The organism is Mesorhizobium sp. AR07, from assembly GCF_024746815.1.
GTDB lineage: Bacteria > Pseudomonadota > Alphaproteobacteria > Rhizobiales > Rhizobiaceae > Mesorhizobium.
Genome location: NZ_CP080525.1, coordinates 4,303,767 through 4,327,842, shown reverse-complemented (window position 1 = coordinate 4,327,842; position 24,076 = coordinate 4,303,767). Strand labels below are relative to the sequence as shown.

At 64.2% G+C, this 24,076-nt stretch carries 21 protein-coding genes; 12 read left to right on the top strand and 9 right to left on the bottom strand.

What is annotated here, in order from left to right; all coding sequences use genetic code 11:
• Window positions 1-426: 426 nt before the first annotated feature.
• The 4 genes from BPNPMPFG_RS21955 to lpdA all read left to right on the top strand — a co-directional run bounded on the left by BPNPMPFG_RS21955 (window position 427) and on the right by lpdA (window position 5,788).
• Window positions 427-1,659: a 3-methyl-2-oxobutanoate dehydrogenase (2-methylpropanoyl-transferring) subunit alpha gene (locus BPNPMPFG_RS21955; protein WP_258590758.1), complete on the top strand. Its 1,233-nt coding sequence runs from the start codon at window positions 427-429 to the stop codon at window positions 1,657-1,659.
• A gap of 2 nt (window positions 1,660-1,661) precedes the next feature.
• Entirely contained in the window at window positions 1,662-2,675 is a 1,014-nt protein-coding gene (locus BPNPMPFG_RS21950; protein ID WP_258590757.1) for an alpha-ketoacid dehydrogenase subunit beta, read from the top strand.
• A 1-nt stretch (window position 2,676) separates the two neighbouring features.
• Window positions 2,677-4,110, top strand: a complete 1,434-nt coding sequence (locus BPNPMPFG_RS21945; RefSeq protein ID WP_258590756.1) for a dihydrolipoamide acetyltransferase family protein — start codon at window positions 2,677-2,679, stop codon at window positions 4,108-4,110.
• A gap of 286 nt (window positions 4,111-4,396) precedes the next feature.
• Complete coding sequence (gene lpdA / locus BPNPMPFG_RS21940) at window positions 4,397-5,788, top strand: dihydrolipoyl dehydrogenase (protein ID WP_258590755.1); 1,392 nt, start codon at window positions 4,397-4,399, stop codon at window positions 5,786-5,788.
• Between the two features lie 171 nt (window positions 5,789-5,959).
• Here lpdA and BPNPMPFG_RS21935 read toward each other — a convergent pair whose 3' ends face one another.
• Window positions 5,960-7,063, bottom strand: a complete 1,104-nt coding sequence (locus BPNPMPFG_RS21935) for a saccharopine dehydrogenase family protein (protein WP_258590754.1) — start codon at window positions 7,061-7,063, stop codon at window positions 5,960-5,962.
• Window positions 7,064-7,242: 179 nt separating this feature from the next.
• On the opposite strand from BPNPMPFG_RS21935, the gene BPNPMPFG_RS21930 reads away from it, so the two are divergent.
• A complete protein-coding gene (locus BPNPMPFG_RS21930) occupies window positions 7,243-7,671 on the top strand; it encodes an Lrp/AsnC family transcriptional regulator (RefSeq protein WP_258590753.1) in 429 nt (142 codons plus the stop codon).
• Between the two features lie 102 nt (window positions 7,672-7,773).
• On the opposite strand, the gene BPNPMPFG_RS21925 is transcribed toward BPNPMPFG_RS21930, so the two are convergent.
• The 5 genes from BPNPMPFG_RS21925 to BPNPMPFG_RS21905 all read right to left on the bottom strand — a co-directional run bounded on the left by BPNPMPFG_RS21925 (window position 7,774) and on the right by BPNPMPFG_RS21905 (window position 12,479).
• Window positions 7,774-8,904 carry an IS481 family transposase gene (locus tag BPNPMPFG_RS21925; protein ID WP_413776797.1) on the bottom strand — a complete coding sequence of 377 codons (1,131 nt, stop codon included), beginning with the start codon at window positions 8,902-8,904 and terminating at the stop codon, window positions 7,774-7,776.
• Window positions 8,905-9,187: 283 nt separating this feature from the next.
• Window positions 9,188-10,552 (bottom strand): sensor histidine kinase, encoded by a 1,365-nt coding sequence (locus BPNPMPFG_RS21920; protein ID WP_258590751.1) that lies wholly within the window; start codon window positions 10,550-10,552, stop codon window positions 9,188-9,190.
• Window positions 10,549-11,226 (bottom strand): winged helix-turn-helix domain-containing protein, encoded by a 678-nt coding sequence (locus BPNPMPFG_RS21915; protein WP_258590750.1) that lies wholly within the window; start codon window positions 11,224-11,226, stop codon window positions 10,549-10,551. The genes BPNPMPFG_RS21920 and BPNPMPFG_RS21915 overlap by 4 nt, the downstream gene beginning before the upstream one ends.
• Window positions 11,227-11,391: 165 nt before the next feature.
• Complete coding sequence (locus tag BPNPMPFG_RS21910) at window positions 11,392-12,189, bottom strand: COG4705 family protein (protein ID WP_258590749.1); 798 nt, start codon at window positions 12,187-12,189, stop codon at window positions 11,392-11,394.
• Between the two features lie 32 nt (window positions 12,190-12,221).
• A complete protein-coding gene (locus BPNPMPFG_RS21905) occupies window positions 12,222-12,479 on the bottom strand; it encodes a hypothetical protein (RefSeq protein ID WP_258590748.1) in 258 nt (85 codons plus the stop codon).
• A gap of 277 nt (window positions 12,480-12,756) precedes the next feature.
• Between BPNPMPFG_RS21905 and BPNPMPFG_RS21900 the strand changes: the two genes are divergently transcribed.
• The gene (locus BPNPMPFG_RS21900) at window positions 12,757-13,392 is read left to right on the top strand and encodes a methyltransferase family protein (protein WP_258590747.1); all 636 of its coding nucleotides are present in this window, start codon (window positions 12,757-12,759) and stop codon (window positions 13,390-13,392) included.
• A gap of 89 nt (window positions 13,393-13,481) precedes the next feature.
• Here BPNPMPFG_RS21900 and BPNPMPFG_RS21895 read toward each other — a convergent pair whose 3' ends face one another.
• Entirely contained in the window at window positions 13,482-13,967 is a 486-nt protein-coding gene (locus BPNPMPFG_RS21895) for a hypothetical protein (RefSeq protein ID WP_258590746.1), read from the bottom strand.
• Window positions 13,968-14,174: 207 nt separating this feature from the next.
• Here BPNPMPFG_RS21895 and BPNPMPFG_RS21890 point away from each other — a divergent pair, with 207 nt between their 5' ends.
• Window positions 14,175-14,540 (top strand): RidA family protein, encoded by a 366-nt coding sequence (locus BPNPMPFG_RS21890; RefSeq protein WP_258590745.1) that lies wholly within the window; start codon window positions 14,175-14,177, stop codon window positions 14,538-14,540.
• Between the two features lie 32 nt (window positions 14,541-14,572).
• Window positions 14,573-15,805, top strand: a complete 1,233-nt coding sequence (locus tag BPNPMPFG_RS21885; RefSeq protein WP_258590744.1) for an amidohydrolase/deacetylase family metallohydrolase — start codon at window positions 14,573-14,575, stop codon at window positions 15,803-15,805.
• Between the two features lie 378 nt (window positions 15,806-16,183).
• Here BPNPMPFG_RS21885 and BPNPMPFG_RS21880 read toward each other — a convergent pair whose 3' ends face one another.
• Entirely contained in the window at window positions 16,184-17,974 is a 1,791-nt protein-coding gene (locus BPNPMPFG_RS21880) for an NAD(P)/FAD-dependent oxidoreductase (RefSeq protein WP_258590743.1), read from the bottom strand.
• Window positions 17,975-18,180: 206 nt separating this feature from the next.
• Complete coding sequence (locus BPNPMPFG_RS21875) at window positions 18,181-19,125, bottom strand: MurR/RpiR family transcriptional regulator (RefSeq protein WP_258590742.1); 945 nt, start codon at window positions 19,123-19,125, stop codon at window positions 18,181-18,183.
• 338 nt (window positions 19,126-19,463) lie between these two features.
• Between BPNPMPFG_RS21875 and BPNPMPFG_RS21870 the strand changes: the two genes are divergently transcribed.
• The 4 genes from BPNPMPFG_RS21870 (at window position 19,464) to BPNPMPFG_RS21855 (ending at window position 23,818) form a co-directional block, all read left to right on the top strand.
• Entirely contained in the window at window positions 19,464-20,291 is an 828-nt protein-coding gene (locus tag BPNPMPFG_RS21870; RefSeq protein WP_258590741.1) for an ABC transporter ATP-binding protein, read from the top strand.
• Window positions 20,288-21,142 carry an ABC transporter permease gene (locus BPNPMPFG_RS21865; protein WP_258590740.1) on the top strand — a complete coding sequence of 285 codons (855 nt, stop codon included), beginning with the start codon at window positions 20,288-20,290 and terminating at the stop codon, window positions 21,140-21,142. The genes BPNPMPFG_RS21870 and BPNPMPFG_RS21865 overlap by 4 nt, the downstream gene beginning before the upstream one ends.
• A 72-nt stretch (window positions 21,143-21,214) precedes the next feature.
• Window positions 21,215-22,378, top strand: a complete 1,164-nt coding sequence (locus tag BPNPMPFG_RS21860; RefSeq protein WP_258590739.1) for an ABC transporter substrate-binding protein — start codon at window positions 21,215-21,217, stop codon at window positions 22,376-22,378.
• 348 nt (window positions 22,379-22,726) lie between these two features.
• The gene (locus tag BPNPMPFG_RS21855; protein ID WP_258590738.1) at window positions 22,727-23,818 is read left to right on the top strand and encodes a Gfo/Idh/MocA family protein; all 1,092 of its coding nucleotides are present in this window, start codon (window positions 22,727-22,729) and stop codon (window positions 23,816-23,818) included.
• Window positions 23,819-24,076: the final 258 nt, after the last annotated feature.

Below are 24,076 nucleotides of genomic sequence, written 5' to 3'. Positions count from 1 at the left end.
CGTGGGGGAGATGTCCGGCAGGACAGAGGGGGGCGCTGTCCCGCCGACGTGTCAATCTTTTGCATGTGCTCACAGTTCCGTTTTTGGCTTCTTATAGATTAACCAAGGTGGCGTTCCTTCACGCCCCCCTCTGCCCTGCCGGGCATCTCCCCCACACGGGGGGAGATTGGCAGCTTCGGCCGCGGCGCCAAGCCAACCAATCACCTTATCTTCCGACAAACCCAGCTCAATCTTGTGCCAAATTGCGCGCCACCGCCCAACATCGACAAGAAATTTCGCGGACATATCTTCATCTTGGTGCACGGGAGGCTGCATCGGCCGGCGCCGCCGGGACCGACGACCGGAGGCTTGCCCGACGAATTCGCACTGGTGCGGCGGCGCAGATATGCAAATATTGGCGCAGGGCAACATTGGAGGACAAAGGTCATGGCCGATGCTGGGATGTTGCGTTTTCACGTTCCGGAGCCGGAAGTGCGGCCGGGCGGCACACCTGACTTTTCCAACGTGCCGATCCCCAAGGCCGGCTCGGTGCCGCGCCCCGACATCGATGTCGATCCGCGCACGATCCGCGATCTCGCCTTCTCGATCATCCGGGTGCTGAACCGCAATGGCGAAGCCGTCGGCCCCTGGGCCGGTCTGCTTTCCAGCGACGAGCTTTTGGCCGGCCTGCGCCACATGATGACGCTGCGAACTTTCGATGCGCGCATGCAGATGGCGCAGCGCCAGGGCAAAACCTCCTTCTACATGCAGCATCTGGGCGAAGAGGCGGTGGCCTGCGCCTTCCGCAAGGCCCTCACCCCCGGTGACATGAATTTTCCGACCTATCGCCAGGCAGGCCTGCTCATCGCCGACGGCTATCCAATGGTCACGATGATGAACCAGATCTATTCCAACGAGGCCGACCCGCTGAAGGGCAGGCAATTGCCGGTCATGTATTCGTCGAAGGAGCACGGCTTCTTCTCGATCTCGGGCAATCTGGCGACGCAGTATATCCAGGCGGTCGGCTGGGCGATGGCCTCGGCGATATCGAACGATTCGCGCATTGCCGCCGCCTGGATAGGCGACGGCTCGACGGCGGAGTCCGATTTTCATTCGGCGCTGGTGTTCGCCTCCACCTACAAGGCGCCCGTCGTGCTCAACGTCGTCAACAACCAGTGGGCGATCTCGACTTTCCAGGGCATTGCGCGTGGTGGCTCGGGCACATTCGCGGCGCGTGGCTTCGGCTTCGGCATTCCGTCGCTGCGCGTCGACGGCAACGACTATCTTGCCGTCCATGCGGTGGCCAAATGGGCGGCGGAGCGGGCGCGCAGCAATCTCGGGCCGACGCTGGTCGAATATGTCACCTATCGCGCCGGCGCGCATTCGAGCTCGGACGATCCGTCGGCCTACCGGCCAAAGACCGAATCCGACGCATGGCCGCTCGGCGATCCGATCGTGCGGCTGAAGAACCATCTGATCCAGCTCGGCGTCTGGTCGGACGAGCGGCACGCCCAGGCCGAGGCGGAAATCCTCGACACGGTGATTGCTGCGCAGAAGGAAGCCGAAAGCCACGGCACGCTGCATGCCGGCGGCAAGCCGTCGACGCGCGACATGTTCGAAGGGCTCTATGCCGAGATGCCGCCGCATCTGCGGCGCCAGCGCCAGCAGGCGGGGGTCTGACCATGCCGAGACGGACCATGATCGAGGCCATTCGCGACGCCATGGATGTGTCGATGGGGCGCGACAACAAAGTCGTCGTGTTCGGCGAGGATGTCGGCTTCTTCGGCGGCGTCTTCCGCGTAACACATGGCCTGCAGGCCAAATACGGCAAGAGCCGCTGTTTCGACGCGCCGATCAACGAATCCGGTATTGTCGGCTCGGCCATCGGCATGGCCGCCTACGGGCTGAAGCCATGCGTGGAAATTCAGTTTGCCGACTACATGTATCCGGCCTACGACCAGCTGACCCAGGAAGCGGCGCGGCTGCGCTACCGCTCGAACGGCGATTTCACCTGCCCGATCGTGGTGCGGATGCCGACCGGCGGCGGCATCTTTGGCGGCCAGACGCACAGCCAGAGTCCGGAAGCGCTGTTCACCCATGTGTCGGGGCTGAAGACCGTGGTGCCGTCCAACCCGCATGACGCCAAGGGGCTGCTGATCGCGGCAATCGAGGATCCCGATCCGGTGATTTTCCTCGAACCGAAGCGGCTCTACAACGGTCCGTTCGACGGCCATCATGACCGGCCGGTGACGCCATGGTCGAAGCATGAGCTGGGCGAGGTCGCCGACGGCCATTACACCGTGCCGCTAGGCAAGGCCGCGATTCGAAGGGCGGGCTCCGCGATCACCGTGCTCGCCTACGGCACCATGGTCTATGTCGCGCAGGCCGCCGTCGAGGAGACCGGCATCGATGCCGAGATCATCGATCTCAGGACGCTTTTGCCGCTCGACCTCGACACGATCGTCGCCTCGGTCAAGAAGACCGGGCGCTGCGTGATCGTGCATGAGGCGACGCTGACCTCCGGCTTCGGCGCCGAACTGTCGGCTCTGGTGCAGGAAAACTGCTTCTACCATCTGGAGGCGCCGGTGGCGCGGGTCGCCGGCTGGGACACGCCCTATCCGCATGCGCAGGAATGGGACTATTTCCCCGGTCCCGCCCGCGTCGGCCGGGCCCTGCTCGAAACCATGGGAGCCTGAGATGGGCGAACACATCATCAAGCTGCCCGATGTCGGCGAAGGCGTCGCCGAGGCCGAGCTGGTCGAATGGCACGTCAAGATCGGCGACATCGTGCGCGAGGACACCGTGCTCGCCGCTGTCATGACCGACAAGGCGACGGTCGAAATCCCGTCGCCCGTCGATGGCGAGATTCTTTGGCTGGGCGCCGAGATCGGCGACACGGTGGCGATCGGCTCGCCCATCGTGCGGCTGAAGGTGGCGGGCGAGGGGAATGTCGGTTCGTCGTCCAAAGGTGAGACGTCTACGGCTGAAATTACCCCCACCCCTAACCTTGCCGGGGCGAGCCACGGGTCTCGCTCGTCCTCCGGACCCCCACAAGGGGGAGGCACCTCGGCGACCAAGGTTGGCGCGAAGCACGCGACATCCAAGGCTGCGCCAAAATCTGCGGACGCCAGAGAGTCAGGTACCGGCGTCCGAACGGCGGAGACAGAATCCCCCTCCCCCTTGTGGGGAGGGGCTAGGGGTGGGGGTACGGCGCCGACACCCGGAGTTGCCACAGGCGCCCCACGCCCCGAAGGCGAAAAGCCGCTGGCGTCTCCCGCCGTCCGCCTGCGCGCGAAAGAGGCCGGCATCGATCTCAGGCAGGTTGCCGGAAGCGGCCCGGCCGGCCGCATCGGTCATGAGGATATCGACGCCTTCCTGGCGCGCGGTCCGCAGGTCGCCAGGACATCGGGCCTCGCCCGCAACGATTCCATACAGGACATCAAGGTGGTGGGCTTGAGGCGCAAGATCGCCGAGAAGATGACGCTGTCCAAGTCGCGCATCCCGCACATCACCTATGTCGAGGAGATCGACGTCACCGCGCTGGAGGAACTGCGCGCCGCGCTCAACAAGGAGAAGCGCCCGGGCAACGGTGAGCGGCCGAAGCTGACGCTGCTGCCGTTCCTGATGCGGGCGATGGTCAAGGCGATATCAGACCAGCCCAATCTCAATTCGCTGTTCGACGACGAGGCCGGCATCATCCACCAGCATGGCGGCATCCATATCGGCATTGCCGCGCAGACGCCGTCGGGGCTGGTGGTGCCGGTGGTCAAGCACGCCGAGGCGCGCGACATCTGGGACTGCGGCGCCGAGGTCATCAGGCTTGCCGAGGCGGCGAAATCCGGCACCGCGACACGCGACGAGCTGTCCGGCTCGACCATCACCATCACCTCGCTCGGCGCCATGGGCGGCGTGGCGACGACGCCGGTCATCAACCATCCGGAAGTGGCGATCATCGGCGTCAACAAGATGATGGTGCGGCCGGTGTGGGACGGCACGCAATTCATCCCGCGCAAGATGATGAACCTGTCGTCGAGCTTCGACCATCGCGTCATCGACGGCTGGGACGCCGCGGTGTTCATCCAGCGCATCAAGACGCTGCTGGAGACGCCGGCGCTCATTTTTGTGGATTGAGGGTGATGGCAATGCCTTCTCAGCGTCTTGCTCCACCTGCCTCGGAGCGTCGCGCTGCCCCTCATTGCCCTGCCGGGCATTTCTCCCCGTATAGTGACGGGGAGAAATACGCTGGCATTCATGGTTTCGCCAATCGCCAGCGTTGCAAGGACGGCGCCGACATTGCGGCCATCTCCCTTCTCCCCGTCACTATACGGGGAGAAGGTGCCGGCAGGCGGATGAGGGGCAGCGCGACGCCAGCCGGGAATGCGTCACTGGCAGTTCTCTACAGAAGGGCGCAATCGACATGAAAGAAATCTCCTGCAAGCTGCTCGTCATCGGCGCCGGCCCCGGTGGCTATGTCTCAGCCATCCGTGCCGGCCAGCTCGGTGTCGATACGGTGATCGTCGAGGCCGGCAAGCCCGGCGGCACCTGCCTCAATGTCGGCTGCATTCCGTCCAAGGCGCTGATCCACGCGGCCGAAGAATTCGAGAAGGTGTCGCACATGGCCGGCGGCGGCAGTCCCCTCGGCATTTCGGTCACAGCTCCGGTGCTCGACCTTGGCAGAACGGTCGCCTGGAAGGACAGCATCGTCAGCCGGCTCAACAGCGGCGTCGCCGGCCTGCTCAAGAAGGCCGGGGTGAAGACCGTCCACGGCTGGACGACGTTCCGCGACGGCAAGACCGTCGCGGTCGAGACCGAGACGGGAAGCCAAGTGATTCGAGCCGAGATGATCGTCATTGCCACAGGCTCGGCGCCGGTCGAATTGCCGTTCCTGCCGTTCGGCGGCTCGGTGATTTCGTCCACCGACGCGCTGGCGCTGAGTGAGGTGCCGAAAAAGCTCGCGATCGTCGGTGGCGGCTATATCGGCCTCGAACTCGGCATGGCCTTCGCCAAAATGGGCGCCAAGGTGACCGTGGTCGAGGCCTTGCCCCGCGTGTTGGCGCAGTATGATGCCGAGCTGACGCGGCCGGTGGTCAAGCGGCTCGCCGCAATGGGCATCGAGGTGATGCCAGGTGCCAAGGCCAAGGGAACCAAGGGCGGCGCGCTGCTGGTCGAGACCTCGGACGGCAAGAGCGCCAAGGTTACCGCCGACAAGATCTTGGTGACGGTCGGCCGCAGGCCGGTGACCGAAGGCTGGGGGCTCGACCAGATCGATCTCGACATGGCTGGAAAATTCATCCGCATCGACGACCAGTGCCGCACCTCGATGCGCGGCATCTTCGCCATCGGCGACGTCACCGGCGAGCCGATGCTGGCGCACCGGGCGATGGCGCAGGGCGAAATGGTCGCCGAGATCGTCGCCGGCCACAAGCGCAGCTGGGACAAGCGCTCAATTCCCGCCGTCTGCTTCACCGATCCGGAGCTGGTGACGGCCGGTCTGTCGCCTGAAGAGGCCAAGGCGTTGGGCGGCGAGATCAAGATCGGGATGTTTCCGTTTGCCGCCAATGGCCGCGCGATGACGCGGCTTGGCGAAGACGGCTTCGTTCGTGTCGTCGCCCGCGCGGACAATCATCTGGTGCTCGGCATCCAGGCGGTCGGGCAGGGCGTGTCGGAACTGGCGGCTGCTTTTGGGCTGGCGCTCGAGATGGGTGCAAGGCTGGAGGATATCGCAGGCACCATCCATGCGCATCCGACGCAAGGCGAAGGGTTCCAGGAAGCGGCGCTGAAGGCGCTGGGACACGCGCTGCATATTTGAGGTGGCGGCTTTCCCTTCTCCCCTTGCGGGAGAAGGTGTCGCCGCAGGCGACGGATGAGGGGTGCTCCAGCTTGGCAAGGACGGTGTTCCGTCTAACACCCCTCAACCGTCTCGGCGCTACGCGCCGATCCACCTTCTCCCGCAAGGGGAGAAGGTAAGGCGGCGCTAATCTCACCCCGCGAGCCGGCTCACCATCTCGTGCTGGGCGTAGGCGCGGCCAAAACGGTTGGCGAGGAAGGCGTCGAGCGCGATGTCTTCCTGCTTGACGAAACCCGTCGCCGGCAGGCTGCCGTCGGCCAGCATGTCGAGCACGGCGCAGATGCCGGAGGCGGTGGTGATCTGGATGGCGCTGCGCACCGTCTGGCCGACGCGCTTCGAATAGATCTTGTTGGCGTAGGTTTCCTGCAGCAGGCGGCCGTTCTTGCGGCCGGAGACGGTGACGAAGACGATGACCACATCCTGCAACGTTGCCGGCAGGGCGCTTTCAAAGATGTCCTTCAGCACGTCGCGGCGGTGGCGCAGGCCGAGATCGTTGAGCAGCGCCTTCATGATCGCGGCGTGGCCGGGGTAGCGGATGGTGCGGTAGTTCAGCGTGCGCACCTTGCCCTTCAGCGTTTCGGCCAGCGTGCCAAGCCCGCCGGATGTGTTGAACGCCTCGTAGGTGACGCCGTCGAGCGAGAATTCCTCGCGCTCCTCCAGCGGCGGCACCTCGATCAGCTCGCCCTCGACGATCGCCTCGCAAGGTTCGCAATATTCGTTGATGACGCCGTCGGTGCTCCAGGTCAGATTGTAGTTCAGCGCATTGGACGGGTATTGCGGCAAGGCGCCGACCCGCATGCGCACGCTTTCCAGCGAATCGAAGCGGCTGGCGAGATCGTTGGCGACGATCGAGATGAAGCCCGGCGCCAGCCCGCATTGCGGGATGAAGGCGCTCTTGGCCGAACGCGCCAATTCCTTGACCCGCCGGGTGCTGACGACGTCCTCGGTGAGATCGAGATAATGCACGCCGGCACTGGCAGCCGCCTCGGCAAGCCGCGTGGTCAGGTGGAAGGGGGCGGCGCTGAGCACCGCGAACTTTCCGGCGAGCGCCGCTTCGAGCGCGCCTGATGCTTCGATATCGAGTTCCAGCGTGGCAACCGTTGCCGGCAGTTCGGCAGCAGCGAGCTGCGCCGCGGAGCGGTCGACGAGGGTGACGTGATAGTCACCCGTGGCGGCGAGCATCTCGGCAATGGTCGAGCCGATCTTGCCAGCGCCGACAACAACAATTTTCTTCATGACCGATCCCTCACGCGAATGCCTTTGTTGATGCTTTTGTTTATGCATGTCGTTGTCCCAAAACCGCTTCACACTTTTGGACGACATGCATGAGACTCGCAGCTTGCCTGTCGAAAGGAAGCGTGGAATTGTTCGAAACGAAACTCTGATTGCGCACTCTGCCGATAGGAATCGTCGAAATGCTCAGTGAGCCCGAGCAAGCCCTGCTTTCCCTGCTGCGCGAGAATGCTCGCGCCTCGACCGCTGAACTGGCCCGCAAGCTCGGCGTCTCGCGCACAACCGTGCAGAGCCGGATCGAACGGCTTGAGCAGCGCGGCATCATCAGCGGCTATGGCGTGCGGCTGGCGCCGGACTACGAACAGGGACTGGTGCGGGCGCATGTGCTGCTCACCGTGACGCCCAAGCTCGCCGACAAGGTGGTGCGCGGCCTGCGAGCGCTGGTGCCGGTCAGGATGCTGCATTCGGTCAGCGGCAATTTCGACATGATCGTGATCGTCGACGCGCCGTCGATCCGCGACCTCGACATGCTGCTCGACCAGATCGGCGCCATGGACGGGGTCGAACGGACCTTGTCGTCGATCATCCTGTCGACGCGCATCGACCGCTGAGGTTTTCGCTCTACGAATACCCCCACCCCTAACCCCTCCCCACTGTTTGGACCGGAGACATCGCGAACAGGTGTGCGAGGACATCGCGAACAGTTTTGCATGCTATCGAGCCATGGCATTGAGGTCGATGGTTTCTATTTTCTGGTGTCTGAACCAGGCGTCGAAGAGGCCGTCTGTTGCGGTCGGACGGAAGGCAACGGATTTTCCGGCGAAGGCTTTGCAGAGGCGCATTTTGCGGCCGAGAATAGAGACGAAGCCATGCTGCTGAACGCGGCGGATGAGATCGTCCTTGGCGTATTCGAACGGCTCGACAATTTCGCGATACTGGCGCTGCGAGGCCCGGTAGCGGTCGAGCGGCACGGCGCCGTCCAGCGCGTCGTGGGGACGCTGGGCGTTGTAGACATGGCGCCACTGGTCGAAGGCGTGCTGAGCCTTGGCGAGATCGGCGAAGGGTGGTCCCTGCAGCGCCTCGGCCTTGAGCGTTCGGTGGAAGCGCTCGTCCTTGCCGAGTGTCTGCGGGTGGCAAGGCCTGGAGTGGCTGACGGCGACGCTGGCCTCGATCAACCAGACGGTGAGCAGCGTGAAGTTGTTGCGGCCGCCATCGCCCCAGGGCGGGCCATTGTCGGTGGCGATGCGCCACGGCAGGCCATAGCGATGGAAGGCCTCGATCAGGCGCGTTTGCACGGTTTGGGTGGTCTGATCGGAGCAGGCCGACAGCACGATCGAGAAGCGCGAATGGTCGTCGAGCACGGTGAGCGGATGCAGCCGGCCGGTGCGCAGGGCGACATGGCCCTTGAAGTCCATCTGCCACAGATCGTTGGGGGCTTCGTGCTCGAAGCGGATGAAAGGCTGCGCCCCGCCGCCCTGCAATCCGAGCTCGATCCCGTTGCGGCGCAGGATGCCGGTCACCGTCGAGGGCGAAGGGGTGCCGATACCCTCGCGAGCGAGCACACGCGCGATCTTGCGCCCACCCCAGGCCGGATGCGCCGCACGCACCCAAAGGGCTGCCGCTTCGACCTCAGGGGCGCTGCGCCGTGGGCTCAAATGGGGCTGCCGCGAACGCTCCAAAAGCCCCGCATCGCCTTGCGCTCGATAGCGAGCGATCAGCTTGTGGGCCAACGTCCGGCCGATTCCGAAGCGCCGACACAACGCGCTCACATTCGCACCCGCCGCGCTCGCCAACCTGACGAATTCCAATTTCTGTTTCATCGCGCTGTTGTCCCCGAATGGCATCCCGAACCCCCTCGCGCAAAACGCGCAAAACTGTTCGCGATGTCTTCGCACACCTGTTCGCGATGTCTCCGGTCCAAACACCCACAAAGGGGGAGGGAGACTTCCGTAGGCGCTGATCTCGGCAAACTGTCGATGTCTCGACGCCCAAGATGAAGAGCGCGGCAGCGTTCCCTCCCCCTTGTGGGGAGGGTTAGGGTGGGGGTCCATCTTCGCAAAAATCCATATCCGATAGCCAGCCCTGAAGTGGAGATCGGCCATCATCCCGGCATTTTGCCGGCTAACCCTATGCGAGGGGAAAACTCACCACCACGGCAAGCCCCGGCTGACAGTCGTCTAGGGCGATCGAGGCTCCGTGCAGATCGGCGATGGCCTTGATGAGGCTGAGGCCGAGACCGTTGCCCGGCGTCGACCGGCTGTGGTCCAGCCGGTAGAGCCGCTGAAACACCCGCTCCCGCTCGTCCATGGGAATGCCGGGGCCGTTGTCGGCGACGCCGGCGACAATGCGTTCGCCCTGGCGCGTCACCGATAGCTTTATCGTCGTGCCAGGCGGGCAATGGCGCAGCGCATTCTCCACCAGATTGGCGAACATCTGCGTCAGCAGCTCGCGGTCGCCGTGGATCCGGTCCGCCGTTTCGTGCAGTTGCGTCGACGACAGCACCTTGCCGTCGTCCTCGGCCACATCTGTATAGATTTCCGCGATGGTCTTCAGCACCTCGCAGAGATCGACATCGGTGAACCGCGCCTTGCGCGCCCCGGCCTCGATCTGGGCGATGCGCAGAAGCGCATCGAAGGTCTCGTTGATCTGCAGGCTCTCGGCATGCGCTTCCGCCAGTTCGCCGGCGACCTGGAGGCCAGCGAGGTTCTTTTCCGACGCCATGTCGAGGATCATCTGCAGCCGGTTGAGCGGCGTCTTCAGGTCGTGGGCGATGTTGGCGCTGACCTGTTTCATGCCTTCGACCAGCGCCGACAGGCGATCGAGCGCGGCATTGACCTGGCTGGAGACGACGTCGATGTCGTCGTCCTGACCGGTCAGCGGAATGCGCGTATCCAGCCGTCCATGCGAGACATCCACCATGGTGGCGGCGATGCCGTCGAGACGGCGCTGGACGCGCGAGGCAAGCAGGGCGCCGCCGGCGACCGCCAGCCCGGTGATGATCAGGGTTGCCCAGCCGAAGCTGATCATCGCCACCCTTTCCAGCTCCTCCGTTTCGGAAAGGCTGAAAGCGACCGTCAGATTGTTGCCGCCGATCGAGCCGGAATAGGCCCGGTACTCGGTGTCCGGCGGCACGCCGGGCAATACCGCGTCGAACACCGAGAAGCCGTCGGGAAGTCCTGCCGCGGTGAAGTTGCCGGCCAGACGATTTCCGGCCGCGTCGGTCAGCGAAAACAGCTGTTTCTTCTTCGTGCTGAGCTTTGCATGGCTCTCGACCGTGGCGACCAGGTCCTCGATATCGCTCTCGGCATAGGTCGCCGTCACGACCGAGTAGGTTTCCTTGATGGTTTCGTCGAGCCTCTCGGCAAGATTGGCGCTCATCATCTGATAGACGATGGCGCCCGACAGCACGAAGGCCAGCATGAACAGGAAGGCGAACGTCAAGGCAAGCCGGAACGGCGTGCTGCGCAGCAGGCGGGACCATGTTCCGGTCATGTCGGAGTGTGCAGGCTGTAGCCTGTGTTGCGGACCGTATGGATGAGCTGGACTTCGAACGGTTTGTCGATCTTGGCCCGCAGCCGGCTGATGTGGGTTTCGACGACGCTGGTCCTGGGATCGAAATGAAAGTCCCAGACGCGCTCCAAAAGCATGGTGCGGGTGATGACGCGGCCTTCGCCGCGCATCAGCACTTCCAGCAGGCTGAACTCCCTCGGCTGCAGGTCGATCGTCTGGCCCTGCCGGGTGACGCGCCGCATGATCAGGTCCATTTCGAGATCGGCAACCCGCAGAACAGTCTTCTGCTCCTGCGCGGCCGGCCGGCGGCCAAGCGCGTTGATGCGGGCGAGAAGTTCGGAAAAGGCGAAGGGCTTGACCAGATAGTCGTCGCCGCCGGCCTCAAGTCCCTCGACGCGGTCGTCGACACCGCCGACGGAGGTAAGAAAGATGGCCGGCGTTCGCACCCCGGCGGCGCGGACCGCCTTGATCAGCGACAGGCCGTCGAGGCCCGGGATCATGCGATCGGCCACGATCACGTCATAGCTGCCGCTGGTCGCCGCGAAAAGCGCGTCGTGCCCGTCGCGCAGGAGGTCGCAGACATGGCCTGCCTCGGTCAATCCCTTGACGATGTAGTCAGCCGTCTTGTGGTCGTCCTCGACAAGAAGAAGTCGCATGGCAGGTCCGGTCCGTTGCCGAGATCGGCGACAGGCTAGCACCGGTACGAGTCTGTTCCTAGGAGGTCATGAACCGGGGGCATCCGGGGCCGCCCGACCTTCGCCCTCCCAGGGTCTGCGCTGCGTCGCTTCGCTCCTTGCCGCGCCCCATGACGAGGCGCCTGTTCAGTCCGATTCCACAAGGATCTCGCCAGCCTCGTCGGCTGTTCTCTTCAGCGTCATGTAGAGAACGAGGGCAACGATGCAGCCAAGGAAGATCAAGCTGGTGAAGGTGGTGCCGAAACCGAGGCCGCCATATTCGACCGGCTGCGACAACAGGTCGCCGAACGAGGCGCCAAGCGGCCGCGTCAGGATATAGGCGAGCCAGAAGGCCAGGATGCCGTCGAGACGCAGCAGGTAGTAGGCCAGCGTAATGAGCGCGATCACGCCGCCGAACAGCAGGCCGGTGGTGAGATAACCCATGTCGAAAGTCTCGGCGACCAGGTCGCCGGCGGCGGTGCCGAGCGAGAAGGTGAAGAGGATCGCCAGCCAGTAGAAGATTTCGCGCCTGGTGGTGAAGATGGTGTGGATCGACAGCGTTCTTTCGCTGGCGTACCAGACAGAGAATGTCGCGGCGAGCACGACGGAGAAAGCAATGGTCGTGGTCTGCAGGCGCACGCCGAAATTGTCGACGAGGTTGTCCGTCACCAGTGTGCCGACAACGCTGATCAGCACCACCGCCAGCCAGTAGGCCCAGGGGACGTAACGTTTCTGGGCGAACTGCAGGACAAGGGCGACGATCAGGACGCCGGTCATGATCAGCGATGTCACGGTCAGCCCCAATCCGAGGTTGACGGCGAGATAGTCGGCCGCCGTTTCGCCCATCGTCACGGCCATCAGCTTGATCAGCCAGAAATCGATGGTGACGTCCGGGACCCTGTTTTGGTCCGGTCCGGCGGTTTCATTCGTATTGGGAGAGAGCATGGCAGGCGTCCTGAGGCTGGTGATTCGGGGACCTATTTGCCCATGATCTTCATCGCCTGAGCGAAGAAGTCGTCGGCGCGCTTGTCGTCGTCGGCATTGCAGCGCTCGATGCCCTTGGTCTCCAGGTCCGAGACCTTGGTCTTGTCGGCGGCGCTGAGCGTGGCCGCGGCCTCCGCCGCGCGAAGGGTTTTCAGGGTCTCCTCGCAAGGCGCCGTGGCCGCGAAAACAGAGGAGACCGGACTGGAAACGGCAAACGTGCCCAGTGCGATGGCAAGCGCAAATTTTCTCATGAGATACTTCCCTGATTGGTGCCGATAGCCGGTTGGCTCGATTGAATCCGGCCCCGGAAATGCCGAGCCGGCGTTCGCACCGTAGGCAGCGGAGTTCACGCTCGCCTGTCCGGCTGCTTACAATTTCGTAAGAATGCGTGCGGTCCGCGCGAAAAGCCTTTACGAACGCCTCGCGGTGCGCTGATAGAAGGTCGGCGCCTTGCATCCGCCATCAATGTGGTGACCCAGTGCCCCCGGGCTTGCCAAACACCCGCTTGCCAGCGCACCAGGAAACACGATGAGCTATGCCTACCTGAAACCGGTTTCACGGGCGTTCGAGCAGCGCAAGCGGCTGATCTTCGTGCGGGTTGCGGCGGTGCTCGCGGTGCTGCTTCTGTTTCTCGCCAAACCGGCGCTCAGCGAGGGCTCGCAGGGGCACGACACGCTCGAATTCCTCGGCTTCTGCCTGGTGGTCGTCTGTGTCGTCGGACGGCTCTGGAGCATCCTCTATGTCGGCGGCAAGAAGAACGAGGAACTGGTCTCGACCGGGCCGTTTTCGACAACCCAGAACCCGCTCTACTTCTTCTCGACGGTCGGGGCGGTGGGGATCGGATTGATCTACGGTTCCGTGCTGGCGGCCATGGCGCTGGGCGTTGCCAGCTTTTTCATCTTTCGCGTGACGGCGCGCAAGGAAGCCGAATTCCTGCTCGGCAAGTTTGGCCCGGCCTACCTTGCCTATATCAAGAGCACGCCGCGGTTCTGGCCCAATCCCCTGCTGTACCATGACCAGGACGAGCAGCAGTTCTCGACGCGGGCGCTCAAGCGCACATTTTTCGACGGGCTCTATTTCCTGGCCGTCTTCCCGATCATCGAACTGATCGAGCATTTCAGGGCGACCGGCCTGCTGTTCCCGGCCCTCATCACCCTCTATTGATCATTGCTTGACGCAATTCCGGACGGAAAACCGTCTCTTTCCAAGCATATCGGTGTCTCAAAACCGGGGCCACTTTTGAGCGACATGCGTCAGCTTCCGAGCGGGTGCGGCATGTAGCCGACGAAGCCGGCGATCTTCCAGCTGCCGCCGACCTTCCTGCAGAAATACAGCGTCTGCCATTTCAGCCGGTCGACGCTGCCGTCCGCCTTGGCAATGGTGCCGTCGAACTTCTTGTGCAGCACGGCGCGGTCGCCGTCGACATCGATGTCGCGCATGTTGGTGACGCGAAACAGCGCCTCGCGCAGCGGCTCGGCGAATTTCGTCGCCGCGGTCTCCTTGGCCTGGCGCAGCCATTCGTCGCGATAGATGTCCAGCCGCGGGAACTGCAGCCGCCAGGCGTCGGCGTTGTGGAGGAAATGCGCATGCATGCCGAAGAAGCTGTCGGCGACGAAATCATTCTCGACCATCGGCCAGTCCTGGCCGATGAAGGCGTCGATGTCGCGCCGCACCAGCATTTCCCAGAGCGCGTGGCGATCGGCATCGCCGGCCGGAAACGGGTTCTTGTCGTAGGTCATTTCTGGCTCTCCCGGTCTGGAAAATGCGTCCGTGCGTCGCCGAGCGACGGCGCGCACGATGCAAGCGCTTCTGTCATAAAGCAACATGAATTCCTAAGAATGTTGCTTTCCAACAAGGCCCCTATGAGGAGCGCCCCGATCGCGGTAAATGTCGATCGAAGCGGGCGTCGCCATGGCGTCCCATCCGTCATCAGAGGAGGTCATCCCTTGCCGAAGCAGTGTTTTGGAACGTCCCATGTGCCGCTGTCGCCGGCGGTGCGGGCCGGCGATTTCGTCTATGTCTCGGGCCAGGTGCCGGTCGGCAGCGACGGCATCGTGATCAAGGGCGGCATAACGGAGCAGACCGAGCAGGTGCTCGCCAATGTGAAGGCCGCATTGGCGCTGGCCGGCTGCACCCTGGACGATGTCGTCAAGACCACGGTCTGGCTGGAAGACGCGCGCGATTTCGGCGCCTTCAACGCCGTCTATGCCAGGCACTTTCCGAAAAACCCGCCGGCCCGCACCACGGTCGAATCGCGGCTGATGATCGACATCAAGATCGAAGTCGAGGCGGTCGCGTATCGCCCTATCTGAGAAGGCAAAGCAACGAAACGGAGGTTACCCCAATGCAATTCGACCTCCTGCTGAAAGGCGGCCGGCTGATCGATCCGGCCGCCGGGCTCGATGCGCCGCGCGATGTCGCCATTGCCAATGGCCGCATTGCTGCGGTCGATGCCGACATTCCGGCCGACCGCGCCGCGCAAATCGTCGATGCCGGCGGCTGCATCGTCACGCCGGGCCTCGTCGACCTGCACAGCCACGTCTATTGGGGCGGCACCTCGCTCGGCGTCGATGCCGACCGGCTCGCCGCCAAGAGCGGCACCACCACCTTCATCGATGCGGGCAGTGCCGGCGCCGGCAATTTCCTCGGCTTCCGCCGCCATGTCATCGAGCGCTCGAAAGTCCGCATCCTGGCCTATGTCAACATTTCCTTTGCCGGCATCTTCGGTTTCTCGCAGACGGTGTCGGTCGGCGAGTGCAGCGACCTGAGGCTCTGCGAGCCGCGCGAGGTGATAGCTGCGGCGCGCGAACACCGCGATGTCGTCGTCGGCGTCAAAGTTCGCTCCGGCCGCAACGCCGGTGGCACCAGCGGCATCGCCCCGGTTGATCTCGCGCTGGAGGCGGCCGACCAGGCCGGGCTGCCGCTGATGGCGCATATTGACGAGCCGCCGCCCGGTCGCTCGGAAGTGCTGCCGCGCCTGCGCAAGGGCGATATCCTCACCCACTGCTTCCGGCCGTTTCCCAACGCGCCGGTGTTCGCCTCGGGCGCGGTGCGGCCGGACATGCGGCTGGCGCGCGAGCGCGGCGTCATCTTCGACCTCGGCCATGGCATGGGCTCGTTCGATTTCGCGGTGGCGCGGGCCATGCTCGAAGAAGGGCTGGCGCCCGACGTGATCAGCAGCGACGTGCATCTCTACTGCGTCGACGGACCGGCCTTCGACATCCTGGTCTGCATGTCGAAGCTCCTGGCGCTCGGCATGCCGCTGGTCGAGGTTCTGCGCGCCGCGACGCAAAACCCGGCGCAAGCGATCGCAAGGCCCGACCTCGGCACGCTGGCCGTCGGCACCGTCGGCGACGTCGCCGTGCTCCGCCAGCGCCCGGGCCGCTTCACCTTCGTCGACGCGGTCGGTGCCTCGCTGGTCGCCGACCAGAGGCTGGTCTGCGAAGGCATCGCCATCGGCGGCGCCTGGTGGCCGAACGAGGCGCCTGACCACAACGAGACGGAGCGCTTCGAGGCGCATGCCTCGCATACGCATGTCGAGGTGGCCGCCAGGCATTTTGGGCACGGGCATGATTAGCTGATCTCAGCAGGGTGCCTGTCTTGCGGCGGCTGCGCGTTGGCGAATGGCGTCCCCCACTCCGTCGCTGCCTCGCAGCGCCACCTCTCCCCCCTCCGGAGGGAGAGGAAGGGCGCCAAGGTTGACGAACCCGCGCCTTTCCTCTCCCCCGTCGATCGGGGGAGAGGTGGCGAGCGAAGCTCGACGGAGTGGGGGTCGACCTTTCACCGAAGCAATGCTTCCGCCTGATTGCCGCTTGACTGAGTTTTCGTGCTCGCAGGCCAGAGGGGGGCGGTTCGACTGGACGCCAACTCCCTGCGGCAGATGGAGGTTGGCGTTCCATGTGCGGCGACCCCCTCTGTCGCCTTTGGCGACATCTCCCCCCGGGGGAGATTACCCTCACCGCCCAGCGTTGCTGACCGCCCCGTAAACCGGCGTCTCTATCCCTTCCATCCGTGCCTTGATCTGCAGCGCCACGTATTTCGAGTAGAAGCGCGACAGCGCCAGGTTGCCGCCGTGGAACCACAGCGCGTCCTGCGCCGTCGGCTTCCACATATTGCGCAGCTCGCCTTGCCATGGGCCGGGGTCGCCCTTGACGCCCGAGCCGAGCCCCCAGCACGGGCCGACCTTGTCGGCGACCTCGCGCGAAACGATCGCGGCCACCGTCTCGTTCATCGACTGATAGCCGGTGCAGGAAATGATCGCGTCGGCGGCGAGTTCGGTGCCATCCTCGAAGAGAATGCCGGTCGGCGTCAGCGACTTGATGGCGACGCCGCTGCGGACGCCGATCTTGCCGTCGATGATCAGCTCGGAAGCGCCGACATCGATGTAGTAGCCGGAGCCGGTGCGGTAGGCCTTCATCAACAGGCCGGTCTCGTCATCGCCGAAATCGATGGCGAAGCCGGCGGCGCGCAGGCGGTCGTAGAAGGCGGCGTCGCGTGCCTTAATCACCTCGTAGAGCGCCCGCTGGCCCTTGGGCACCAGCGCGAAGGGCGTCGAGGCGACGATCATGTCGGCTTTTTCGGTGGTGATGCCGCGCGCCAGTGCGTCTTCCGAAAAGATCTCGAAGCCGACTTCCATCAGCGTGTCCGACTTGACCACGGTCGTCGGCGAGCGCTGGATCATGGTCACGTCGGCGCCGCTCTCCCAGAGATCGACGCTGACATCATGCCCCGAGCTTGCCGCGCCGATGACGGCAACTTTTTTGCCGCGGAATTTGTCGCCGCTGGAATATTGGCTGGAGTGCAGCAATTCGCCCTTGAACGTGTCGGCGCCGGCGAGCTCGATCCGCCGCGGCGGACCATAGGCGCCGGTGGCGAAGACGATGTGCTTCGGCTTCAGCGTGATGTGCCGGCCGACGCGATCGACGACGACGGTCCAGACCTTCTCGGCCTCATCATAGGACGCACTGAGGCATTTGGTGGCGACCCAGTAGTTGAGCTCCATGACGCGCGTATACATTTCCAGCCAGTCGCCCATCTTGTCCTTGGGCGTGAACACCGGCCAGTTTTCCGGGAACGGAATGTAGGGCAGATGGTCGTACCAGACCGGGTCGTGCAGCACGAGCGAGCGGTAGCGGTTGCGCCAGGAATCGCCAGGTCGCGCATTCTTCTCGATGACGATGGTGGGCACGCCCAGCTGCCTGAGCCGCGCGCCCAGCATGATGCCGCCCTGGCCGCCGCCGATGACCAGGCAGTAGGGTTGTTCTTCGGCGCCAAGTTCGCGCGTCTCGCGCGCCCGCGCCTCGCCCCAAGTCTCTCGGTCGGGATCGGCCTTGTGGCGCACGCCAAGCGGCCGCGCCGGTCCCTTGCGCTCCTCGAACCCTTTCAGGTCGGTCATCGCGGTGAACAGGGTGCGGCAGCGGCCGTCGCGCAAGCGCATGACGCCTTCGCCACGCGCCGATGCGGTCTCAAAACTGAACCAGGCCTCGATGGTGCCTTCGTCCGAGGTCGCCTCGCCGGAAAGGTGCCAAGCCGTCGGCTTTGTCGCCGCCAGCGTCGCTTGAAGCATGTCATGGATGGCTTCACGGCCTTCCATGGTCGTAATGTTCCAGGTGAAGGTCAGAAGGTCTCGCCAGTAGCAGTCGTCGACGAACAGGTTGCTTGCCGCCGCCACATCGCCCGCTCCGAGCGCTCGCGCAAAAGATCCAAGCCATGCGGCTGCCTGTTTCGATGGTGCCATGTCGAGCATTTGTTTCCTCTTCTGCCAAGCGCCCAATCCGTATTGAGACCGTCAATTGTCAAACTCGGCGCCGCCCCTCATCCGCCTGCCGGCACCTTCTCCCCGTAAGGGACGGGGAGAAGGGAAGCGCGCCAACGTTGGCGACCCCCTCTCCCCGTTCTTCACGGGGAGAGGGTAAGGGTGAGGGGCAGCGCAAACGCCCCACAAATCAGACATCAATCCCCGAGCGGCTCCATCTCCTTGCCGGTGCGGTGGATCTGGGCGTTGTACTTGATGCGCCGAACCGTCTCGCGGGCCGAGCCGTCGAGCCTGTAGGCGGAAGCAACCGCCAGCAGGTCGATCGCGGCCAGGAAGGCGAAGCGCGATGCGGTCGGCTTCAGCGTGTCGGGATATTCCGGCACCGCGACCGTCAGCCTGACGTCGCAGGCGCGTGCGAGCTCGGTGTCGGGCGCTGTCACGGCGATCGCATTGGCACGGTAGTGTTTGGCGAGCTCGACGGCCTCGATCACCTCGCGCGTGCGTCCCGTCGCCGAAATGGCGATCACCAGGTCGCCCGGTTTCAAGGTCGAGGCGGTCATGCGCATCAGATAGGGGTCGCATTGGGCGCTGACTGATATGCCGTAGCGAAACAGCCGGTACTGGGTTTCCTGCGCCAGCGCCGACGAGCTGCCGCCGAGGCCGAACACGGTGACCTGGCGCGCCTTGGCGATCAGCTCGGCTGCCTTCTGCAACTGCGCCGGATCGAGCTGCCGCTCGGCCTCCTGCAGCGCCCGGCGCGCCTCGCCGAACACCGCGTTCCAGAACGGCATGCCATTGTCGCCGCTGGTTTGTGGCGGCTTGCTCAGATAGAGCGCGCCGACGACGAGGCTCTGGGCCAGTTTCAGCTTGAAGTCGCGCACGCCCTCGCAGCCAATGGCCCGGCAGAACCGGGTCACCGTCGGCTCGCTAACCCCGGCGCGCTGCGCAAGGGCGGCGTTGGAGGCGTCGACCGCGTATTTGACATCGTCGAGCACGACATCGGCGACACGGCGTTCGGCCGGGCGCAATTCGCCGTAGGAATCCTTGACCAGCGAGATGATGTCGGGGATGCGCCGGACAGGCTCGCGGCCCTCCGCATCGTGGCTTGGAACAGGCTCTTCCTGGCTGCCAGCTTCGGTCATGAAGTCCTAGTCTTTCCCTGGGTTGCAAGGCTGACGTCTTAGCATGTTTGCGTGCCTTGGCTCCACGCGCCTGACCGCTTCGCAGCCGGTGCGTGTCGTTGGGGAAGCCTCACCTTCGCCGTTTCCTTTCCAGTTCGTGCGAGTTCAGAAGTATGTAGGAAAGCAACATGGATTTCAAGGCGAAGAAAACGATGCAGAAACAAACGTGTAGCTCCAAGCCAGGACTTTCGTGATACGGGTACCAGCACTCGCGCTTGACAGGAAAGTAGGATAGTTACAGACTGATTTTCGCGGCCGGATGAGCCAATGGATCATCGCGCAATCTTCCCGGGGGGCAGATGAACACGGGCGATGTAAAAAACCCAAAACTTGGCGTGCAGGCAGCGACCAAGATCTATCACACGGCCTCCGGCGACCTGCTGGCGCTGGATCGCTGCAGCCTCGATGTCAGCGCCAATGAAATCGTCTCGATCGTCGGCCCTTCGGGCTGCGGCAAGACCACGCTCTTGTGGTCGATGTCGGGCCTGCACGGCCTGACCAGCGGCGAGATCCGGCTCGACGGTATCAAGATCACCGGTCCGCATCCCGATATCGGCATCGTCTTCCAGGAAGCGAATCTCTTGCCATGGCGCAATCTCGACGCCAACATCCGCTTCCCCTTCGAGATCAAGGGGCAGATGCCGGACCGGGCGTGGATCGCGCATCTGCTCAACCGCGTCGGTCTCGACGGCTTCGGCGGCAAGTTTCCGCGCGAGCTTTCGGGCGGCATGCAGCAGCGCGCGGCGATCGTGCGGGCGCTGGCGCTGAAACCCTCGGTGCTGCTGATGGACGAGCCGTTCGGCGCGCTCGACAGTTTTACCCGCGAGGAGATGAACCGGCTGGTCGAGGAGATCTGGCTCGACACCAAGACCACCATCGTCTTCATCACCCACAGCATCGAGGAGGCGATCTTCCTCTCCGATCGCGTGGTGGTGCTGAGCGCCCGGCCGGGGCGCGTCGCCAAGGAATATCGCGTGCCGTTTGCGCGGCCGCGCTCGCTGGAGATCATGGCGACCAAGGAGGTCTTCGACCTCACCAACCGGATCAAGATGGACATTGTCGGCGAGCGCACGCGGCCGAAGGCGGCTGAACGCCCGAGCGCCGAGATCGTGAGGATCAGACCGTGAGCGACGCCATTCCGGAATTCTCCAAGTCCAAGGCCGGGTCCAAGCCCGGCGACGGCCACGAGGTCAGCCTGACCAATCTGTCGGCCTTCGCCAGCGGTCCCGGTATCAAATCGGGCAAGGAGGTGGCGGCCATCCTCGGCGTCGCGGTGATCATCATCGGCGGCATCGAACTGGCGCTGCGGCTGTTCCACGTGCCGCTCTACATCATGCCGCCGCCGAGCTCGATCGCCTATGCGCTGTTCGACGAGTTTCCGCTGATCGCGCCGCATCTCGGCTACACGCTGGTCGAGCTGGTGTCCGGCTTCACCATCGGCGCCATCATTGGCCTGGTGCTGGCCGCCGTCATCACCCAGTTCCCGTTCGCCGAGAAGATCGTCGCGCCGTATATCCTGCTGCTCGTCACCACACCGATGCTGGCGCTGGTGCCGCTTCTGATCCTGCGCTTCGGCTTCGGCTACACGCCGCGCATCATCGCGGTGGCGCTGGCCGCCGGGCCGATGGTGATGATCAACGCGGCCACCGGCTTTCGCCGCGTCGACAGCGCCAAGATCGCACTGGCGCGCTCCTATGGCGCCAGCACCTTGCAGATCTTCTGGAAGATCCGCGCGCCGATGGCGCTGCCGATGATCCTGGTCGGGCTGATGATCGGCGCGATCTTCGGCCTGCTGACGGCGGTCGGCGCCGAAATGGTCGGCGGCGGCTTCGGCCTCGGCAACCGGCTGACCACCTATTCGTCGATGATCCAGATGCCGCAGTTCTTCGCGGTGGTGCTGATCCTGTCGACGCTCGGCATCCTGATCTACGTGCTGTTCTTCCTGATCGGCAAGAAATGGGCGAGCTGGGAGGCATAAGCACAGAGGCGATTACGACGCCCGGGAGGCGGGCGGCAGGGCAAGACTGACATCAAACAAAAGGGGAATGCGATGACCAAAGACAATTCAATCCACCCGGCGGGAATGAGCCGCCGCTACTTCCTGCAGGTGACCGGCGCCGGCCTGGTGACCGCCACGGCGCTCGGCGCCACGGGCCTCAAGGCCAGGGCCGAGGCCTATGGCAAATTCACCTGGATCTCGCCGCGCGGCACGCTCGAAGTGCTAGACGACTATCCCTATTGGGCGGCCAAGAAGGCCGGATATTTCGACGGGCTGGACACCGACATGCAGCCGGGGCCGTCGGACGGCACGGCGACGGTGAAGTTCGTCGATGTCGGCCAGGCCGACATGGGCTTTCCCTCGCCCGGCGTGTTCTCCTTCGCCATCCAGAACGGCATGAAGCTGAAGTCGGTGTTCCATATGGGCGCGCGCGACACGTTCAGCTTCGCCTTCCGCAAGGGCGAGGGGTCGAACGATCTGAAAAAGCTCGAAGGCAAGACCATCCTGCTCGGTTCCGCCGCCTGGCAGTCGATCACCGACCCGCTGCTGGCCGCGCAAGGCGTCGACATCAAGAAGGTGAAGTATGTCGAGGCCGGCTGGCCGACCTGGGGCACGGCACTTGCCGGTGGCCAGGGCGACGCCGCTCTGTCGTGGGAAGGCCTGCGCGCCGAGTGGATCGCCAAGGGGCTCGACTTCGAATACTGGCTCGGTGTGCAGCATTCGAAGCTGCCGGCCAACACTTTCGTCGTGCGCGCCGCCGATCTGGAAGATCCCGACCGCAAGGCGTTCCTGGAAAAGTATCTGCGCGGCTGGGCGATGGGCCTGGAGTTTGGCTATCAAAATCCTCGCGCGGCCGTCGAAGCGGTGTTCGAACAGTTCCCGACTCTGGCCAAGAATCTCAGGCCCGAGCTCGGCACCACTTCGATCCTGCAGCAGATCAACGTCTTCCGTGGCGACATGGACAAGCGCGGCGGCTGGGGTTCGCACGACATGGCGAGCTGGCAGGGCTTCTTCGACGAGATCCACAAGATCGGCCAGATCACCGCTCCGGTGAAGGCCGAGGACGTCTGCACCAACGAGCTGATCGGCCCGGCCAACACCTTCGACAAGGCCAAGGTCAAGGCCGATGCCGACGGTGTCAAGCTGTCGGAAGGCTTTGCCGCGCTCGATGTCGAGAAGATCAAGGCGCATCTGTTCGATTCGGCGATCAAGTAGGGTGCAAACGGGGCTATGTCGGCGCCGCCCCTCATTGCCCTGCCTTGGCTCCTTTCCTCTCCCTCCGGAGGGGGGAGAGGTGGCGCCGCGAAGCGGCGACGGAGTGGGGGAAGGCATTCGCCAAACGAGCAGTCGACCCAAGACAGGCACAATCAGGCGAGCAAGGAACCTCAGGCGGGCGGCGAAGGTCGACCCCCACTCCGTCGAGCTCCGCTCGACACCTCTCCCCCGATCGACGGGGAAGAGGAAGGGGCCGGGCAATGAGCGGCGGCGCTGACTTGTCCCGGATAGACATACGAGCGGCGATCGATCGCCGCGCACGAATCAATCAATAATTGGGAGATGGCGGTGTCCGAAAAAGTAAAAGTGCTGGTGGTTGGTCTCGGCAATATGGGTGCGTCGCATGCGAGCGCGTATCACCGGCTCGATGGCTTCGAGATCGTCGGCATCATGAGCCGTTCGATCAAGAGCAACACAAAAATCCCGGCGGAGCTGGCCGGCTATCCGCTCTACGAGGATTTCGACCAGGCGCTGAACGAAACCAGGCCGGACGCCGTGTCGATCAACAGCTGGCCCAACACCCATGCCGAATACGCGCTGAAGGCAATCGCCGCCAATTGCCATGTGTTCATGGAAAAGCCGTTGGCGACCAACAACGAGGACGCCGAAAAGGTGGTCGCCGCGGCGCGGGCAAAAAACCGCAAGCTGGTGCTCGGCTATATCCTGCGCGTGCATCCGTCGTGGATCAAGTTCATCGAGGTCGGCAAGACGCTGGGCAAGCCGCTGGTGATGCGCCTCAACCTCAACCAGCAGAGCAGCGGCAGCGCCTGGCACTGGCACAAGAACCTGATCGATTCGCTGATCCCGATCGTCGATTGCGGCGTGCACTATGTCGACGTCATGTGCCAGCTGACCGGCGCCAAGCCGGTGCGCGTGCATGGCATCGGCGCCAAATTGTGGGCTGAAGCCGACAAGCAGAATTACGGCCATCTGCACGTCACCTTCGATGACGGTTCGGTCGGCTGGTACGAGGCCGGCTGGGGCCCGATGATGAGCGAGACGGCCTATTTCGTGAAGGACGTGGTCGGCCCCAAGGGCGCGGTGTCGATCGTCGCCGGCCAGCAGGCGAGCAGCGCGGCTGGTACGGCCGACGTCTCGAACTCCGCCGACATCGACCGGCATACCAAGACCGATGCGCTGAAGATCCATTACGCCCAGGTCGACGGCGACAAGAATTTCTCGAAGCCAGACGAGATCGTCAGCATGGAGGACGAGCCCGGCCACCAGGAACTGTGCGACCGCGAGCAGGCCTTCTTCCTGCGCGCCATCCGCGAGGATCTCGATTTGTCCTCGCAGATGGATGCGGCGGTCAACAGCCTGCGCATCGTGCTGGCGGCCGAGCAGAGCATCGCGCTGGGACGGACGGTGGACCTGGCCTGACGCGATCCGCCGCTGGCGCTGGAGGCGGGCGGCACAGCAGGAGGGGAGCCAGCGTTGGAGCGCCTCCCTATCGCCGCCCTGTACAAGACTACCGCAGATGGAAATTGTGAGATGTTTGCCCGGCACGCACCCCCACCCTAACCCTCCCCACAAGGGGGAGGGAATGCTGCCGCGCCTTTGTTCATCATACTCAGCGTCGAACTTCGGTAGTTTGCCGGTGTCAGCGTCTACGAGAGTCTCCCTCCCCCTTGTGGGGAG

What these genes read in the sequence shown, in the direction of transcription:
- BPNPMPFG_RS21860 (WP_258590739.1), top strand. Translation starts at nt 21,215, where the DNA reads ATGACCAAAGACAATTCAATCCACCCGGCGGGAATGAGCCGCCGCTAC.
- BPNPMPFG_RS21930 (WP_258590753.1), top strand. Translation starts at nt 7,243, where the DNA reads ATGCTCAGTGAGCCCGAGCAAGCCCTGCTTTCCCTGCTGCGCGAGAAT.
- BPNPMPFG_RS21875 (WP_258590742.1), bottom strand. Translation starts at nt 19,125, where the DNA reads ATGACCGAAGCTGGCAGCCAGGAAGAGCCTGTTCCAAGCCACGATGCG.
- BPNPMPFG_RS21895 (WP_258590746.1), bottom strand. Translation starts at nt 13,967, where the DNA reads ATGACCTACGACAAGAACCCGTTTCCGGCCGGCGATGCCGATCGCCAC.
- BPNPMPFG_RS21870 (WP_258590741.1), top strand. Translation starts at nt 19,464, where the DNA reads ATGAACACGGGCGATGTAAAAAACCCAAAACTTGGCGTGCAGGCAGCG.
- BPNPMPFG_RS21910 (WP_258590749.1), bottom strand. Translation starts at nt 12,189, where the DNA reads ATGCTCTCTCCCAATACGAATGAAACCGCCGGACCGGACCAAAACAGG.
- BPNPMPFG_RS21935 (WP_258590754.1), bottom strand. Translation starts at nt 7,063, where the DNA reads ATGAAGAAAATTGTTGTTGTCGGCGCTGGCAAGATCGGCTCGACCATT.
- BPNPMPFG_RS21955 (WP_258590758.1), top strand. Translation starts at nt 427, where the DNA reads ATGGCCGATGCTGGGATGTTGCGTTTTCACGTTCCGGAGCCGGAAGTG.
- BPNPMPFG_RS21945 (WP_258590756.1), top strand. Translation starts at nt 2,677, where the DNA reads ATGGGCGAACACATCATCAAGCTGCCCGATGTCGGCGAAGGCGTCGCC.
- BPNPMPFG_RS21950 (WP_258590757.1), top strand. Translation starts at nt 1,662, where the DNA reads ATGCCGAGACGGACCATGATCGAGGCCATTCGCGACGCCATGGATGTG.
- BPNPMPFG_RS21905 (WP_258590748.1), bottom strand. Translation starts at nt 12,479, where the DNA reads ATGAGAAAATTTGCGCTTGCCATCGCACTGGGCACGTTTGCCGTTTCC.
- BPNPMPFG_RS21920 (WP_258590751.1), bottom strand. Translation starts at nt 10,552, where the DNA reads ATGACCGGAACATGGTCCCGCCTGCTGCGCAGCACGCCGTTCCGGCTT.
- BPNPMPFG_RS21925 (WP_413776797.1), bottom strand. Translation starts at nt 8,904, where the DNA reads ATGCCATTCGGGGACAACAGCGCGATGAAACAGAAATTGGAATTCGTC.
- BPNPMPFG_RS21915 (WP_258590750.1), bottom strand. Translation starts at nt 11,226, where the DNA reads ATGCGACTTCTTCTTGTCGAGGACGACCACAAGACGGCTGACTACATC.
- BPNPMPFG_RS21900 (WP_258590747.1), top strand. Translation starts at nt 12,757, where the DNA reads ATGAGCTATGCCTACCTGAAACCGGTTTCACGGGCGTTCGAGCAGCGC.
- BPNPMPFG_RS21880 (WP_258590743.1), bottom strand. Translation starts at nt 17,974, where the DNA reads ATGCTCGACATGGCACCATCGAAACAGGCAGCCGCATGGCTTGGATCT.
- BPNPMPFG_RS21885 (WP_258590744.1), top strand. Translation starts at nt 14,573, where the DNA reads ATGCAATTCGACCTCCTGCTGAAAGGCGGCCGGCTGATCGATCCGGCC.
- lpdA (WP_258590755.1), top strand. Translation starts at nt 4,397, where the DNA reads ATGAAAGAAATCTCCTGCAAGCTGCTCGTCATCGGCGCCGGCCCCGGT.